At 58.5% G+C, this 16,734-nt stretch carries 13 protein-coding genes and 1 pseudogene; all 14 read right to left on the bottom strand.

Translation table 11 applies throughout. The annotated features are described in order from the left end of the window. Positions 1-23: 23 nt before the first annotated feature. The 14 genes and pseudogenes from nuoN to lrhA all read right to left on the bottom strand — a co-directional run bounded on the left by nuoN (position 24) and on the right by lrhA (position 16,609). Entirely contained in the window at positions 24-1,475 is a 1,452-nt protein-coding gene (gene nuoN, locus ASF13_RS18115) for an NADH-quinone oxidoreductase subunit NuoN (protein WP_056239542.1), read from the bottom strand. Positions 1,476-1,481: 6 nt separating this feature from the next. Then, entirely contained in the window at positions 1,482-3,002 is a 1,521-nt protein-coding gene (gene nuoM, locus ASF13_RS18110) for an NADH-quinone oxidoreductase subunit M (RefSeq protein ID WP_056239539.1), read from the bottom strand. A 106-nt stretch (positions 3,003-3,108) separates the two neighbouring features. Beyond that, a complete protein-coding gene (gene nuoL / locus ASF13_RS18105) occupies positions 3,109-4,947 on the bottom strand; it encodes an NADH-quinone oxidoreductase subunit L (RefSeq protein ID WP_056239534.1) in 1,839 nt (612 codons plus the stop codon). Next, a complete protein-coding gene (gene nuoK, locus ASF13_RS18100) occupies positions 4,944-5,246 on the bottom strand; it encodes an NADH-quinone oxidoreductase subunit NuoK (protein WP_056239530.1) in 303 nt (100 codons plus the stop codon). Before nuoK ends, nuoL begins: the two co-directional genes overlap by 4 nt. Then, the gene (nuoJ, locus tag ASF13_RS18095; protein ID WP_056239527.1) at positions 5,243-5,797 is read right to left on the bottom strand and encodes an NADH-quinone oxidoreductase subunit J; all 555 of its coding nucleotides are present in this window, start codon (positions 5,795-5,797) and stop codon (positions 5,243-5,245) included. Before nuoJ ends, nuoK begins: the two co-directional genes overlap by 4 nt. A 10-nt stretch (positions 5,798-5,807) precedes the next feature. Further along, positions 5,808-6,350: an NADH-quinone oxidoreductase subunit NuoI gene (gene nuoI / locus ASF13_RS18090; RefSeq protein WP_056239524.1), complete on the bottom strand. Its 543-nt coding sequence runs from the start codon at positions 6,348-6,350 to the stop codon at positions 5,808-5,810. A gap of 12 nt (positions 6,351-6,362) precedes the next feature. Next, positions 6,363-7,340: an NADH-quinone oxidoreductase subunit NuoH gene (nuoH, locus tag ASF13_RS18085; RefSeq protein WP_056239521.1), complete on the bottom strand. Its 978-nt coding sequence runs from the start codon at positions 7,338-7,340 to the stop codon at positions 6,363-6,365. After that, the gene (gene nuoG / locus ASF13_RS18080) at positions 7,337-10,063 is read right to left on the bottom strand and encodes an NADH-quinone oxidoreductase subunit NuoG (RefSeq protein ID WP_056239518.1); all 2,727 of its coding nucleotides are present in this window, start codon (positions 10,061-10,063) and stop codon (positions 7,337-7,339) included. Before nuoG ends, nuoH begins: the two co-directional genes overlap by 4 nt. A gap of 49 nt (positions 10,064-10,112) precedes the next feature. After that, positions 10,113-11,453, bottom strand: coding sequence for an NADH-quinone oxidoreductase subunit NuoF (gene nuoF / locus ASF13_RS18075; RefSeq protein ID WP_056239514.1), 1,341 nt, complete (start codon positions 11,451-11,453; stop codon positions 10,113-10,115). Further along, a complete protein-coding gene (gene nuoE, locus ASF13_RS18070) occupies positions 11,450-11,965 on the bottom strand; it encodes an NADH-quinone oxidoreductase subunit NuoE (protein WP_056239511.1) in 516 nt (171 codons plus the stop codon). The genes nuoF and nuoE overlap by 4 nt, the downstream gene beginning before the upstream one ends. A gap of 2 nt (positions 11,966-11,967) precedes the next feature. Beyond that, a pseudogene (gene nuoC, locus ASF13_RS18065) lies at positions 11,968-13,781 on the bottom strand (NADH-quinone oxidoreductase subunit C/D). A 104-nt stretch (positions 13,782-13,885) separates the two neighbouring features. Continuing rightward, positions 13,886-14,560, bottom strand: coding sequence for an NADH-quinone oxidoreductase subunit B family protein (locus tag ASF13_RS18060; RefSeq protein WP_056239505.1), 675 nt, complete (start codon positions 14,558-14,560; stop codon positions 13,886-13,888). A 16-nt stretch (positions 14,561-14,576) separates the two neighbouring features. After that, positions 14,577-15,014, bottom strand: coding sequence for an NADH-quinone oxidoreductase subunit A (locus ASF13_RS18055; RefSeq protein WP_056239504.1), 438 nt, complete (start codon positions 15,012-15,014; stop codon positions 14,577-14,579). Between the two features lie 665 nt (positions 15,015-15,679). Continuing rightward, a complete protein-coding gene (gene lrhA, locus ASF13_RS18050; RefSeq protein WP_056239501.1) occupies positions 15,680-16,609 on the bottom strand; it encodes a transcriptional regulator LrhA in 930 nt (309 codons plus the stop codon). Between the last annotated feature and the right edge of the window lie 125 nt (positions 16,610-16,734).

Below are 16,734 nucleotides of genomic sequence, written 5' to 3'. Positions count from 1 at the left end.
TATCGATATCCGAACGTTTTATCTCACGGCGTCGCCAGCTGCACCAGCGAAATCAGCGGCTGCGGGTAGACGCCCAGCAGCAGCACCAGCACGGCGGAGATCAGCACCACGATACCGCCCGCGGTAGTGGCCCAGTTCGCCGGGGTGTCGCGCTGCATCAGTTCCGGGCCGGCCAGATACAGGCTGACGGTAACGCGCAGATAGTAGTACAGGCCGATGGCGCTGCCGAGCACCAGCGCGCCGGTCAGCCACCACAGGTGCGCCTGCACGCCGACGGCGATCACGTAGAACTTACCGATAAAGCCGAGAGTCATCGGGATACCGGCCAGCGACAGCATCATCACGGTCATCACCGAGGCCAGGATCGGGCGATGCCAGAACAGGCCACGGTAGGAGTAGAGTGAATCGGCATCCGCACCGCGATACGGGCTGGACATCAGCGTCACCACGCCGAACGCGCCGAGGCTGCTGAACAGGTAGCCGGCCAGATAAACGCCAACCGCTTCCAGCGACAGCCCCTGCGACTGCACGGCGATCAGCGCCACCAGCAGATAGCCGAGGTGGGCGATCGACGAGTAGCCGAGCAGGCGCTTGATGTTACGCTGCGAAATCGCCATCAGGTTACCGAACAGCATGGAGGCAACGGCAATAATACCCAGCACGGTGCGCACGCCTTCGCTGTCGACGGCCGGCGCGTTGATAAACAGACGCATCAGCACGCCGAAGATGGCAATTTTGCTGGCGGTGGCCAGGAAGGCGGTAACCGGTGCCGGAGCACCCTGATACACGTCCGGCGTCCACAGGTGGAACGGCACCAGCGACAGCTTAAAGCCGAAGCCGACGATCATCAGGCCAATACCGGCCAGCAGCAGCGGCTGCTGGACCAGGCTGTCGTTAAGGCTCTCACCGAGCGCGACGAAGCCCAGGTTGCCGCTGTTGGCATACACCAGCGCCATACCGAACAGCAGGAAGGACGACGCTGCGGCAGACAGGATGGTGTACTTAATCGCCGCTTCCAGCGACCGGTTCTGCTGGAAGGCGTAGCCCACCAGACCGAACAGCGGCAGCGACAGCAGCTCAATACCGATAAACAGCGCCGCCAGGTGGTTGGCGCTGGCCAGCACCACGCCGCCCAGCGCGGCAATCAGCACCAGCAGGTAGAACTCTTCTTTGTTATCCGGGTAGGTGCTCAGCCACGGATAGGCGAAGGTGCAGGTCGCCAGGCTGGCGAGGATCACCAGCCCGGTGTAGAGCATCGAGTAGCTGTCCACCCGCAGCAGCGGGGTGACGTCCATTGGCCCTGCCTGGCCGACAAAGTACAGTGAGAACAGCGCCAGGTTAAGACCAATCACCGCCAGCGTCGCATTGACGAAGTGGTTGCGTCGCCACGCAATGGACAGCATCACAACTACCACCGTCAATCCGACGATCAGCAGCGGTAGAAGCGCGATCAAGTGTTGAGGAGTTATTGTCATGGCGAATTACGGCCTTGTAGTTGAAATTGAAGCGGTAAACCACTGCTGGATATTACTCATCGCAGCGTGGGAGGTGTCCAGAATCGGCTGCGGGTAAACCCCCACCAGCACCAGCAGAACCACCAGGACCATAATCATCAGAAACTCACGTGGCGACATGCTGCGCAGTGGCGTATCTGACTTAGGCGCACCGTAGTAAGCGCGCTGCATCATGATCAGTGAGTAAACCGAGGCAAACACCAGACCGAAGGTGGCAATAACGATAATCACCGGTGCGCTCTGGAAGCTGCCGGTCAGGATCATAAACTCACCGACAAAGTTACCGGTGCCCGGCATGCCGAGGTTGGCCACCGCGAAGAACAGTGACAGACCCGGCAGCCATTTGATGCGAGACCACAGGCCGCCCATCTGGCGCATATCACGGGTGTGCAGGCGCTCATACAGCTGGCCGCAGAGGATAAACAGCGCCGCCGCCGACAGGCCGTGGGCGATCATCTGCACCACTGCACCCTGGAAGGCCAGCTGGCTGCCGGTGTAGATAGCAATTAGCACGAAGCCCATATGCGAGATCGAGGTGTAGGCGATCAGACGTTTGATATCGTACTGAGAGAACGCCATCCACGCACCGTAGAAGATGCCAATGATACCGAGCCACATGGCAATCGGTGCGAACTCGGCCGACGCGTTCGGGAACAGCGGCAGTGCAAAGCGCAGCAGGCCGTAGGCGGCGGTTTTCAGCAGGATCCCGGCCAGGTCAACGGAACCGGCGGTCGGTGCCTGGCTGTGCGCGTCCGGCAGCCAGCCGTGCAGCGGCACCACCGGCATTTTTACCGCGAAGGCGATAAAGAAGCCGAGCATCAGCAGGTATTCCACGCCGTGCGACATTGGCGTCTTCAGCAGCAGCTCGTAGTTGAACGTCCAGACATTGGTAGCGCTGTAGTGCACAAACACCAGCGCCAGAATGGCGATCAGCATGATCAGGCCACTGGCCTGGGTGTAGATAAAGAACTTGGTGGCGGCGGTAATTCGCGTCTTGCCGTCGGAAGCCTTGTGGCCCCACAGCGCGATCAGGAAGTACATCGGCACCAGCATCATCTCCCAGAAGAAGAAGAACAGGAACATGTCGATGGCGAGGAACACACCGATCACGCCGCCGAGGATCCACAGCAGGTTGAGGTGGAAGAAACCGTGCCACTTCTCAATCTCGTTCCACGAACAGAAGATCGCCATCACGCCCAGCAGGCCGGTCAGCACGACCATCAGCAGCGACAGGCCGTCCAGCGCCAGGTGGAAGTTAATGCCGAAACGCGGGATCCACGGCACGGAGAATTCGGATTGCCACTGCGGCAGCCCGGTCGCCTGGGTCAGTGAGTAACCGCCCTGCAGCCACAGCTGCAGTGACAGGACCAGCGTCAGTCCCATCGCGATCAGTGCTATCCAGCGCGGTGCTTTCGGTCCGAAACGTTCGAACTGCCAGGCCAGCAGGCCACCGACGAAGGGTAGTATAATGAGCCAAGGTAATAACATGGCGATCTGTTCCCTTTAATGAATCTGAACGGGCCGATGACGCCCAACTTTCAGTTTGTTTTTAAGCCATCTTTTCGGGGGGGAAAGCCCCCCCACTCACTAACCTTTACAGCACCATCAACAGGCCCAGCACCACCACGGCACCGATGCTCATCGCGGCCAGATACCAGCGCAGATATCCGTTCTCACTCACCAGCAGCCCTTTGTTACTCAGGCTGGCCAGCCCTGCCGGGATGTTCATCAGCGAGTTCAGCGGGTCGCGTGAGAGCAGCCGGGCAATAAGCAGGTAAGGCTTAACGAAGACTTTGTCGTACAGCCAGTCGAAGCCCCAGGCAGCAAACCACCAGGTGGAGAAGAAACGACCCGGCGCGCTGTTGGCGATGGAGGTCACCAGCGAGCGTTTGCCCAGCCACAGCGCCGCGGCCAGCAGAATACCGACAATCGCCACCACGCCGGAACCGATCTCGAGCCACAGCACGCTGCCGTGCGCCAGCTCGGTGGTTTCCGGCAGTACGCCGCGCAGCGGTGGCACAATCAGCGCACCGATAAAGGTTGAGAGCACCAGCAGCACCAGCAGCGGCAGGTGATGGGTAATCCCCTTGCCCGCGTGCGCGTGGATCTTCTCTTCACCGTGGAAGGTGATGAAGATCATGCGGAAGGTGTAGAGCGACGTCATAAAGGCCCCGGCCAGGCCGGCGACCATCAGGTTGAGATGACCGTTAGCCAGCGCACCGGCAAGGATCTCATCCTTACTGAAGAAGCCGGCAGTGATCAGCGGCAGTGCCGACAGCGCCGCGCCGCCCACCAGGAAGCAGGTGTAGACCAACGGAATGCTCTTACGCAGGCCGCCCATCTTGAAGATGTTCTGCTCGTGGTGACAGGCAAGTATCACCGAACCGGACGAGAGGAACAGCAGCGCTTTAAAGAACGCGTGCGTCATCAGATGGAAGATAGCCGCGTCCCACGCCTGCACGCCCAGCGCCAGGAACATGTAGCCAATCTGGCTCATGGTCGAGTAGGCCAGCACGCGTTTGATGTCGGTCTGCACCAGCGCGGCAAAACCGGCCAGCAGCAGCGTTACCGCACCAATAATGCCAACCAGGTGCAGAACGTCCGGCGTTAACAGGAACAGGCCGTGGGTACGGGCAATCAGGTAAACGCCGGCGGTGACCATGGTCGCCGCGTGGATCAGGGCAGAAACCGGGGTCGGACCCGCCATCGCATCGGCCAGCCAGGTCTGCAGCGGCAGCTGAGCGGATTTACCGACCGCGCCGCCCAGCAGCATCAGGGTAGCCCACTGCAGCATGTGGTTGTCAGCGGCGAAGTGCGCCGGTGCCAGTTCTACCACCTCACGGAAGTTCAGCGTGCCCAGTTCGTTCCAGAGGATGAACAGCGCAAACGCGAGGAACACGTCACCGACGCGGGTGATGACGAAGGCTTTCATCGCCGCCGCACCGTTGTTCGGGTTGGTGTAGTAGAAGCCGATCAGCAGGTAGGAGCAGAGGCCCACGCCTTCCCAGCCGAGATACATCAGCATCAGGTTATCGGCCAGCACCAGAACCACCATGCTGGCGATAAACAGGTTGGTATAGGCGAAGAAGCGCGAGTAACCCTCTTCCCCACGCATATACCAGGAGGCAAACATATGGATAAAGAAGCCGACGCCGGTGACCACCGACAGCATGGTCAGCGACAGGCCGTCCAGCGTCAGGTTAACGTCAATCTTAAAGTTGCCGACCTGCATCCAGGTCCACAGCGCCTGGTTAAACACCTGCTGACCGTTGTTGAAGAAATCCACGCCGGCATACAGGGTGACCAGCGCCGCCAGGCCCACCGAGCCCATACCGACGGTTGCTGACAGGTTCTCGGACCAGCGGCCACGGGAGAACGCCAGCAGCAGGAAGCCGATCAGCGGAAACAGGACTGTTAAATAGAGAAGGTTCATCCGCGCATCTCGCTCACTTTATCAATGTTGAGGTTCTGGCTGCGGCGATGAAGCTGCAGCAGCAGCGCCAGGCCAATGCTGGCCTCCGCTGCAGCCAGGCTGATCGCCAGGATAAACATCACCTGGCCGTCTGCCTGGCCCCAGTAACTCCCCGCCACCACGAACGCCAGTGCCGCAGCGTTAATCATGATTTCGAGGCTAATCAACATAAACAGCAGGTTGCGGCGGATCATTACCCCGGTCAGGCCGAGGACAAACAGGATCGCCGCCAGAATCAGGCCGTGCTGCAGAGGGATCATAGCTGCTCCTCTTTACGATTTTTAGCCGCGTCAGCCGGGCGGTTGCTGAGCACCTCGCCCGCACGCTGTTCACGTCCGATGTGATACGCCACCACCAGACCGGCCAGCAGCAGCATTGACGCCAGCTCGACCGCCAGCACGTAAGGTCCGAACAGGCTGATACCGACCTGTTTCGCGTCGATCATCGTGCCTTCGATGCCCTGGTCATTCACCGTGCGGATGGCATAGACAATCACCGTCAGCAGCACCAGCGACAGCAGGCCCGGGCCTGCCCACATGCCCGGCTTCAGCCAGTCACGCTCCTGCTGCACTTCGGCACCGCCGAGGTTCAGCATCATCACCACGAAGACGAACAGCACCATAATGGCACCGGCATAAACGATAATCTCCAGCGCACCGGCGAAATAGGCACCGAGTGAGAAAAACACGCCGGAGACCGCCAGCAGTGAGACGATCAGGTACAGCAACGCATGTACCGGGTTGGTGTGGGTGATCACGCGCAACGTCGCGACCACCGCCACCAGACCACACAGATAAAACGCAAATTCCATGCCTGGCTCCTTAAGGTAACAAGCCTTTGACGTCGATGGGTGGAGCTTCGTTTTCAGCGGAGCCTTTATCTTTACCGTCGATCGCCATACCCGCCATCCGGTAGAAGTTGTATTCCGGGTATTTGCCCGGGCCGGAGATCAGCAGGTTCTCTTTTTCATAGACCAGATCCTGGCGTTTAAACTCACCCATTTCGAAGTCCGGGGTCAGCTGAATCGCCGTGGTCGGGCAGGCTTCTTCACACAGGCCACAGAAGATGCAGCGCGAGAAGTTGATGCGGAAGAACTCCGGATACCAGCGGCCATCGGCCATTTCGGCCTTCTGCAGCGAGATACAGCCCACCGGGCAGGCAACCGCACACAGGTTACAGGCCACGCAGCGCTCCTGGCCGTCCGGATCGCGCGTCAGCACGATACGGCCACGGTAACGCGGCGGCAGATAAACCGGCTCTTCCGGGTACATCATGGTTTCACGTTTCGCGAAGGCGTTCAGGCCAATCAGCCAGATACTGCGTAACGTGGTGCCGAAACCAACGGCAAGTTCTTTTAATGTCATGTTCTTAACCCCTTACTGCGCCGTGTACAGAATCACTGCGGCGGTAGCCAGCAGGTTCAACAGCGTCAACGGCAGACAAACTTTCCAGCCGAACGACATTACCTGGTCATAGCGCGGACGCGGCAGAGCAGCACGAATCAGAATAAACATCATCATGAAGAAGGCCGTTTTAATAGCGAACCAGAAGATCGGTGGCAGCCACGGACCGTGCCAGCCGCCGAAGAACAGCGTCACAATCAGCGCGGAGACGGTGACGATACCGACGTATTCACCGACGAAGAACAGGCCGAACTTCATACCGGCATATTCAATGTGGTAACCATCGGCCAGTTCCTGCTCTGCTTCTGGCTGGTCAAACGGGTGGCGGTGACACACCGCAACGCCGGCGATACAGAAGGTCATAAAGCCGAGGAACTGCGGGATCACGTTCCACAGGTGAGTCTGGCTGTTAACGATCTCAACCATGTTGAACGAGCCGGCCTGCGCCACCACGCCCATCAACGACAGGCCGAGGAACACTTCGTAGCTCAGGGTCTGCGCGGAGGCACGCATCGCACCCAGCAGCGAGTATTTGTTATTACTCGACCAGCCGGCGAACAGCACGGCGTACACCGCCAGGCCTGCCATCATCAGGAAGAACAGCAGGCCGATGTTCAGGTCTGCGCCCATCCAGGTGGAGGTAACCGGCACGATCGCCATCGCCAGCAGCAGCGAGGTAAAGGCGATCATCGGTGCCAGGGTAAAGATCACCCGGTCGGTAAACGGCGGGATCCAGTCCTCTTTAAAGAACATTTTGATCATGTCGGCCACCAGCTGCAGCGAACCGCCCCAGCCGACACGGTTAGGTCCGTAGCGGTTCTGGAACAGGCCGAGCAGGCGACGTTCGCCGAAGCTCATAAAGGCACCGCAGCCGACCACCACGAACAGGATCACCAGCGCTTTACCCACGGCGATCAGCACATCAATCACTTCCGGTGTCAGCCAGTTCATTGGACTGCCTCCTGCAGATTGTCAATTTCAGCGCCCGACAGGAACGGCGGGATGCCCGGCAGACCGAGCGGCAGACCCACCTGCCCTGCCTGCAGCTGGCTGGAGAAGCGTACCGGCAGACGCAGCTGCTCACCCTGACAGGTAAACTGCAGCACCGCACCGGCATTAACGCCCAGCTTCGCGGCGTCCTGCGGGTTGACCACCACGCAAGGCGCGGCCATACGCTGCTGGATAACCGGTGCACGCTGGGTCATCTCCTCACTGCCAAACAGCTGGAAGTAAGGGGCGACGCGCCAGCTGTTCTCACTACCGGTAAAGGATGCCGGTACGTTATCGAACCATGCCAGCTGGCCTTCGGCCGCTTCGAACAGACGCACGCCTGGATCGCCGTTACGCAGTTTACCACCCACTTCCGCCTGGAATTTATTCCATGCCTGCGGTGAGTTCCAGCCTGGTGCCCAGGCAAACGGGATCTGCGAGCGCGCGGCGCCCGGCTGGTTGTTCCCTTCCATTGAGAAGGCAAACATGGTGTCTTTATCCTGCGGCTGACGCGGTTCATGCACGCTGATGTTGGCGCGCATCGCGGTTCGGCCGCTGGAGCGGTGCGGTGAACGCGACAGCTTCTGACCACGAATACGGAAACTGGCATCCGGCGCGGCGTCTTTGATCGCAGCCAGCTGCGGCAGTGCCGCCACACAGGCGTCAATCACGTGATCCAGCTGGCTCCAGTCCACTTCGCGGCTGTTGATGGTGCTCTGCAGGGAATGCAGCCAGCGCCAGCTCTCCAGCATCTGTACTTTTTCGTCGTAGTAAGCCGGGTCATACACCTGGAAGAAGCGCTGTGCGCGGCCTTCCTGGTTAATCACCGTGCCATCGCTCTCGGCAAAACTGGCCGTAGAGAGGATCAGGCCGGCCTGTTCGGTGGTTTTGGTGCGCTGATGGTCGATAACGATCACGTTGGCGGTGTTGCTCAGCGCCGCGTCAACCTGCGCTTTCGGCAGGTGGCGATAAAGGTCGTTTTCCAGCACGATAGCCGCATCGGCTTCACCGCTGGCCAGCTGGCTCAGCGCTGCGTCAAGCGTCTGACCGCCGATCAGACCGACACCGATGCTGTTTGTTGCCGTTGGCAGCAGGGTGATACCGACGTCGGCACCGCGCCCTTTCAGCGCTTTCGCCACGTTGGCCGCCGCCTGAATCACCGCTTCACTGCCGGCGTTGGTGCCGGAGATGATCAGCGGTTTACGGGCACCGGCCAGCGCCTGCACCACGACGTCGATTTTACCAGCGAGAGACTTATCAAGATCGCTCACCGCCGGTGCGCTGGCGTCCAGCTCATGGGCGATAGCGAAGCCGAGGCGCGCCTGGTCTTCTACCGGGGCGCGATAGCTCCACGCGGCGATGTCATCCATGCGGGTTTCGTCAACGTTAGTAATAAACAGCGGGTGTTTGGCGTTCTGTCCGATGTTAAGGATCGCCGCAATCTGCCAGTCGGCGACTTTCTGCGCCGCGGCCATATCACGGGATTTCCCCTTCACCGCCTGACGAACGGCCAGCGCAATGCGCGCGCCGGTCTGGGTCAGATCTTCACCCAGCACCAGTACCGCATCGTAGCTTTCAATATCGTGCAGCGATGGCGTGTGAATACCACCGTCGCGCAGGATGCTCAGCATCAGCTCCAGACGCGCCTGCTCGCCCGCCGGGATGCCGGTAGAGAAGTTCTCAGCGCCGACCAGGTCGCGCAGCGCAAAGTTGCTCTCAACGCTGGCGCGCGGGGAACCGATACCGATTACCTTCTTCGCCTGGCGCAGCACATCGGCGGCCCCCTGCATCGCCTGCTCGGCGTTGAGGGCGATCCAGTCGTTGCCACGACGCTGCAGCGGCTGGCGCGGACGATCTTTCAGGTTTACGTAACCGTAACCGAAACGGCCCCGGTCACAGAGGAAATAGCTGTTAACGGTGCCGTTGTAGCGGTTTTCAATGCGGCGCAGCTCGCCATAGCGCTCGCCCGGGCTGGTGTTACAGCCGATGCTGCACTGCTGGCAGATGCTTGGCGCGTACTGCATGTCCCACTTACGGTTATAACGCTCGGAGTGGGTTTTGTCGGTGAACACGCCGGTCGGGCAGATTTCTACCAGGTTGCCGGAGAACTCGCTCTCCAGCACGCCATCTTCCGGGCGGCCAAAGTAGACGTTATCGTGCGCGCCGTACACGCCGAGGTCGGTGCCGTCGGCGTAATCTTTGTAGTAGCGCACGCAGCGGTAACAGGCGATGCAGCGGTTCATCTCGTGAGAGATAAACGGACCGAGATCCTGATTGCGGTGGGTACGCTTGGTGAAGCGGTAACGGCGGAAGCTGTGGCCGGTCATCACCGTCATATCCTGCAGGTGACAGTTGCCGCCCTCTTCACACACCGGACAGTCGTGCGGGTGGTTGGTCATCAGCCACTCGACCACGCTTTCGCGAAACTCTTTCGCTTCACCATCGTCGATTGAAATAAAGGTGCCGTCAGACGCTGGCGTCATACAGGACATCACCAGACGACCGCGGGTATCTTCGGCGTTAGCGTACTGTTTTACCGCGCACTGGCGGCAGGCGCCAACGCTACCGAGCGCCGGGTGCCAGCAAAAATAGGGAATATCGAGGCCGAGGGAGAGACACGCCTGTAGCAGGTTGTCTCCGCCATCCACATCATATTCTTTACCGTCTACATGAATTGTAGCCATAGTGAACATGCTTCCGTAAGGCCCGTCATAAACGGGCGTTAAACTTTGCTTACCAGCGCGCCTTTAACAGGTTGGGCTGGATGCCGCTAATTGCGTGAGCGTTGCTGTAAACCTGAGGCGCCATCCCCGCTTCGAACTCTTCGCGGAAGTATTTAATGGCGCTCTGCAGCGGCTCTACCGCACCAGGCGCATGCGCACAGAAGGTTTTACCCGGGCCGAGCTGGCGGCAGAGTTGCAGCAGGGTTTCAATATCCCCAGGCTGCCCCTGCTTACGCTCCAGCGCGCGCAGAATTTTGACGCTCCACGGCAGGCCATCGCGGCAGGGCGTACACCAGCCGCAGGATTCGCGGGCGAAGAACTCTTCCAGGTTACGCACCAGCGACACCATATTGATCTCGTGGTCCACCGCCATCGCCAGCGCGGTACCCAGACGGCTGCCGGCTTTGCCAATGGTGGCAAACTCCATCGGCAGGTCGAGGTGCTGCTCGGTGAGGAAGTCGGTCCCGGCACCGCCCGGCTGCCAGGCTTTAAACTTCAGCCCGTCACGCATGCCGCCGGCGTACTCTTCGAGGATCTCGCGCGCGGTGGTGCCAAACGGCAGTTCCCAGACGCCCGGGTTTTTCACCCGGCCAGAGAAGCCCATCATTTTGGTACCGGCGTCGTCGCTGGTAGAGATGTTCTTGTACCACTCCACGCCGTTGGCAAGGATCGCCGGCACGTTGGAGAGGGTTTCCACGTTATTTACGCAGGTCGGCTTGCCCCAGGCACCGGCCGAGGCCGGGAACGGCGGCTTGGAGCGCGGGTTGGCGCGGCGGCCTTCCAGCGAGTTAATCAGCGCCGTCTCTTCACCGCAGATGTAGCGGCCGGCACCGGTGTGGACCATCAGCTCGAAGTCAAAGCCGGTGCCGAGGATATTTTTACCCAGCAGGCCCGCTTCGGTGGCTTCGGCAATCGCGCGGCGCAGGTTTTCCGCCGCCTCGATATACTCGCCGCGCAGGAAGATGTAGCCGCGGTAGGTTTTCAGCGCGAAGGCGCTGATCAGCATGCCTTCCACCAGCTGGTGTGGCATCTGCTCCATCAGCAGACGGTCTTTATAGGTGCCCGGTTCCATCTCATCGGCGTTACACAGCAGGTAACGGATGTTCATGGACTCGTCTTTCGGCATCAGGCTCCACTTCAGGCCGGTGGAGAAGCCGGCACCGCCGCGCCCTTTCAGGCCGGAGTCTTTAACCGCATTGACGATCTCTTCCGGTGACATGCTTTTCAGCGCTTTTTCCGCGCCGGCATAACCGTTTTTGCTGCGGTATTCGTCAAAAAATACCGGTGCCTTATCCTCACGCATCCGCCAGGTCAGCGGATGGGTTTCGGCAGTACGCACGATCTGTCTCATTGATACTGCTCCAGTAATTTGACGATACCTTCCGGGGTCAGATGCACGTGGGTATCATCACCCACCATCATTACCGGCCCTTTGTCGCAGTTACCGAGGCAGCAGGTTGGCAGCAGGGTAAAACGCCCGTCCGCGGTAGTCTGGCCTGGCTTGATATGCAGATTCTCTTCCAGCGCCGTCTGGATCCCCTGATAGCCGGTGATATGGCACACCACGCTGTCACAGTAACGGATCACATGGCGACCCACCGGCGTGCGGTAGATCTGGCTGTAAAAGGTGGCAACGCCTTCAACGTCGCTGGCCGGGATGCCCAGTACGTCGGCAATGGCACCGATCGCGCCGTCCGGCACCCAGCCGCGCTGCTTCTGTACGATTTTCAGCGCTTCAATAGAGGCGGCACGGGCATCTTCGTAGTGGTGCTTCTCATGCTCGATGGCGTCGCGCTCTGTCGCACTCAGCATGAAAGCTTCAGTAACTTCGATCGTTTCGATCGCAATTCGTTGATCGTGCATAATTAGCGGTCCACGTCTGACATAACAAAATCAATACTACCGAGGTATACGATCAGGTCGGATACCAGGCTGCCGTTGATCACCGAAGGGATCTGCTGCAGGTGCGGGAAGCTCGGCGTGCGCACGCGGGTGCGGTAGCTCATGGTGCTGCCGTCGCTGGTCAGGTAGTAACTGTTGATCCCTTTGGTCGCCTCAATCATCTGGAAGGATTCGTTGGCCGGCATTACCGGGCCCCAGGAAACCTGCAGGAAGTGAGTGATCAGGGTTTCGATATGCTGCAGCGTGCGCTCTTTCGGCGGCGGCGTGGTCAGCGGATGGTCGGCTTTGAACGGGCCTGCCGGCATGTTCTTCAGGCACTGCTCCAGAATGCGCATACTCTGGCGCATCTCTTCCATCTTCAGCATCACACGGGTGTAAGCACAGCTGACGCCATCACCGATCGGCACTTCAAAGTCGAAGTTCTCGTAACCGGAGTACGGACGCCATTTACGCACGTCAAAGTCGAGACCGGTGGCGCGCAGGCCAGCACCGGTAGTGCCCCACGCCAGGGCCTCTTCCATGTTGTAGGCGGAAACGCCTTTGGAACGGGCAATCAGCACCGAGTTCTTCAGCGCGGTCTGTTCGTAGGCTTTCAGACGCTTTGGCATCCAGTCGAGGAATTCGCGCAGCAGGCGTTCCCAGCCTTTCGGCAGGTCATGCGCCACACCGCCGATGCGGAACCAGGCCGGGTGCATACGGAAACCGGTGATGGCTTCCACTACGTCATAAATTTTCTGGCGGTCGGTAAAGGCAAAGAACACCGGTGACATGGCACCAACGTCCTGAATAAAGGTCGAGATATACAGCAGGTGGCTGTTGATACGGAACAGCTCTGATAGCATCACGCGGATCACGTCCACGCGCTCGGGCACTTTGATACCGGCCAGTTTTTCTACCGCCAGCACGTACGGCATTTCGTTCACGCAGCCGCCGAGATACTCGATGCGGTCAGTATACGGAATGTAGCTGTGCCAGGACTGGCGTTCGCCCATCTTTTCCGCACCGCGGTGGTGGTAACCGATGTCCGGCACGCAGTCGACGATCTCTTCGCCGTCCAGCTGCAGGATGATGCGGAACGCACCGTGCGCTGACGGGTGGTTCGGGCCAAGGTTGAGGAACATAAAGTCCTCATTGGCCGTGCTGCGCTTCATGCCCCACTCTTCCGGCTTGAAGGTCAGCGACTCCATCTCCAGATCTTCTTTCTGCTTCGTCAGCTCATACGGGTCAAACTCGGTGGCGCGCGCCGGGTAGTCTTTCCTCAGCGGGTGCCCTTCCCACGTCTGCGGCATCATGATGCGCGTCAGGTGCGGGTGACCAACCACGTCGATACCGAACATCTCCCAGGTTTCGCGCTCATACCAGTTGGCATTCGGGAAAATTTTGGTAATGGTCGGCACATGCAGGTCATTTTCAGACAACGCCACCTTGAGCATAATGTCGCGGTTGCGTTCAATGGAGATGAAATGGTAGAAAACGGAAAAATCCGCGGCCGGTAAACCGTCGCGGTGGGTACGCAGGCGCTCGTCCATGCCATGCAGGTCATACAGCATGACGTAGGGTTTTGGCAGCTTGCGCAGGAACTCAATAACTTCCAGTAACTGCTCACGACGCACCCAGACCACCGGCACACCGGTGCGGGTAGGCTGCACGGTAAAGGCATCCGGTCCAAAGCGGTTACGCAGCTCGCCGATCACCGGATCATCCTGGTGATCACGGGTTTGCCATAAAGGCTGAGCGAGATCTTGCGTGGTTAAATCTGTCATAGGTTATTCACCATGCTGGCCTGTCACACAGGCACTCAGTGTTGGCGTCAGGTGGGTCAGCGCAGATGACTTAGTGTTGTTTTGCGCGCTTGATTGACCACATCCATAAACTGCTGTCTTAAATTTCGTCAGGGGTTCGCAGGTTAGTCACCGCGATGCGCTCTGCCTGTTTGCGTTCGCGCTCAGACTGCATATTGGCGCGATAAACCCCCTGATCGCCCACCACCCACGACAGCGGACGGCGCTCTTTGCCGATCGACTCCTGCAGCAGCAGCAGCGCCTGCATGTAGGCTTCCGGGCGCGGCGGGCAGCCAGGGATGTACACATCCACAGGCAGGAACTTATCAACGCCCTGCACCACGGAGTAGATGTCATACATGCCGCCGGAGTTGGCACAGGCACCCATTGAAATCACCCACTTAGGTTCCAGCATCTGGTCATACAGGCGCTGCACTACCGGGGCCATCTTGGTGAAGCAGGTCCCCGCCACCACCATGAAATCGGCCTGACGCGGCGACGCACGAATCACTTCCGAGCCAAAACGCGCCACATCGTGCACCGCAGTGAACGAAGTGGTCATTTCGACGTAGCAACAGGAAAGACCGAAGTTAAACGGCCAGAGTGAGTTTTTGCGCCCCCAGTTCACCATGTCGTGCATGGCGTGTTCCAGCTTGCCCATGTAGACGCTTTGATGAACGTGCTTTTCCAGGGGATCGGTGACGATCTCCTGTTTCTGCAGGGGATAACGGTCGTTTTCGCCGTTGGGGTCTACGCGAGTGAGCGTATAGTCCATGTGTTGTGCCTCGCTGTTACTGCGTATGACGATTGGAATGCGAAATGGTGGTCTTCTTCACATCAAAGCGACGACGGGGCGGTGCCCAGTCCAGCGCGCCGATGCGAACCAGGTAAACCAGGCCAGCAAGCAGAACCAAAATGAAAATGGCGGCTTCTACAAAGCCGACCCAGCCGCTTTCGCGAATGGCAGTCGACCATGCATAGAGATAGAGGGCCTCAACGTCGAAGATGACGAAGAACATCGCGACCAGATAGAACTTGGCGGACAGGCGCAGTTTGGCGCTGCCAACGGAGGCGATCCCGGATTCAAAAGGGGTGTTTGTATGCCTTCCGCGGGCTTTTGAGCCGAGGAACCATGCTCCGGCTAACATCAGGCAACAGAGGCCGATGGAGACGACGAGAAAAACAGCAAATGCCCAATGATGGGCGACGACTTCTGTGGTTGTTGACATACCTTTGCTTACTCACCAAAAGTGGTGTCTCGCGTCCTGCTCTATGCTGGCAGTTAACAACACCACAACGATTCAAGGGAAGAATGAAAAAACCTTATAAATTTTGCTGTCACCAGAGTAGCCAGCAACTTTATGGGGTTTTTTACTCCTTTCACTAACCTTTTGTCAACTTAGACAAATGTATTCGCACATTAATTTACAGCCGCAACACCACATTAACAATTAGTGCCTAAAAAAAGCGCTAAATCGTGTCAGTGGCATCATGTGATCATAGTGCAGCGAGCAAATCCTTGCAGGAAACAGGTCTATGAATTTGTCTATTTTGGCAGGATTAGTCACGTTTTCCTGCCCCTTAATGGGGTTATTTTTTTGATCCAGGACACACTTTTATCTTTTTCGCATCAAAAACAGGCGACTCGGGGGGGCTAAATCAATTCAATAATTGAACCAATTGATTCATACCAGGAAGGAAGAATGTCGATTTGGCTTAACGTCTGCTTTTGCAGCAGGTGAATGGCGAAATGCGCTTTAACCGGGAGGTTCAGACAGAATTAATCACAATAAAAAGGCCTTTCGGTGAACATTTCACACGAAAGGCCTTTTTTAATCATTTAAACGGGCAGCAGCGACTGACTAATGAGAAAAATAATCGTTTACGTTAACAGTCACTCTTCTTCGTCAAGGAAGACGGCACCGTCAGTCGTCGGCGTCACCGCCAGGCTGTACGGATCGTTACCCGACTCCATTGCGTTGAAGATTGCCAGCGCCAGCTCGTTATCGCTCTGCGGATTACGGCACAGCAGGTACTCCGTATCCGGCAGCGGCGGCAGGCCTTCCGCCGCCCCCATCACGCGCAGTTCCGGGCTCATCATCTCGACCGGACGCGCCGTCACGCCGAGGCCGGCTTTCACCGCCGCGCGGACCGCCGCCAGGGTCGAGGCCACGTAGGAGATGCGCCACGGGATACCCGCTTCGTTCAGATGGTCGATGGCCATGTCACGGTACGGGCTTGGCTCATCCAGCAGCACCAGAGGAATCGCTTCGCCACGCTGGAAGATGTAATCCGCCGCGCAGTACCACAGCGTTGGCGAGGTACGCAGCACCTGCCAGGTAAAGTTACCCGGGCTGGAGGTGGTCACCACCAGGTCGACCTCGCCCTGATTGAGCATCTCCATCATAAACGGATTGCGCTTCACCCGAACGTCAATCGCCAGTTTCGGATAGACCGAGGTAACGCGGTTAAGCAGGAACGGCAGGATGGTATCGGAGGTGTCGTCAGACGCCCCGATAGTCAGTACACCCTGAATGTTGCTGTACATCAGCGAGGTGCAGGCTTCATCATTGAAGCGCAGGATTTTTCTGGCATAACCCAGTAGCTGAATCCCATGTTCAGTGAGCAGCTTATTACGCCCATGTCGGGCAAACAGCTCTTTGCCGACCAGTTGCTCCAGTCGTTGCATCTGCTGGCTGACTGCCGACTGCGTTCTGCAGACCGCCGCCGCCGCCGCCGCAAAGGTATTCAGATCGGCAACGGCAACAAAGGTTCTCAGCAGATCGAGGTCGAGATTGAGTATCGGACGATTTGCGTTAGTCATGTTTTTCTTCACTTTATAAGTTTTTTATACAAACAGCTACCCTGGTATTACCAGCCCTATCAATGGGATAAGGCGATAACTAGTGCGCAATGGCGATAGTGCTAAGCAATGAAACATTGCCCGAT

The organism is Erwinia sp. Leaf53, assembly GCF_001422605.1.
In the GTDB taxonomy this organism is placed as follows: Bacteria; Pseudomonadota; Gammaproteobacteria; order Enterobacterales; family Enterobacteriaceae; genus Erwinia.
Note: the sequence above shows the minus strand (reverse complement) of the source record. Positions and strands in the feature narration are given on the sequence as shown.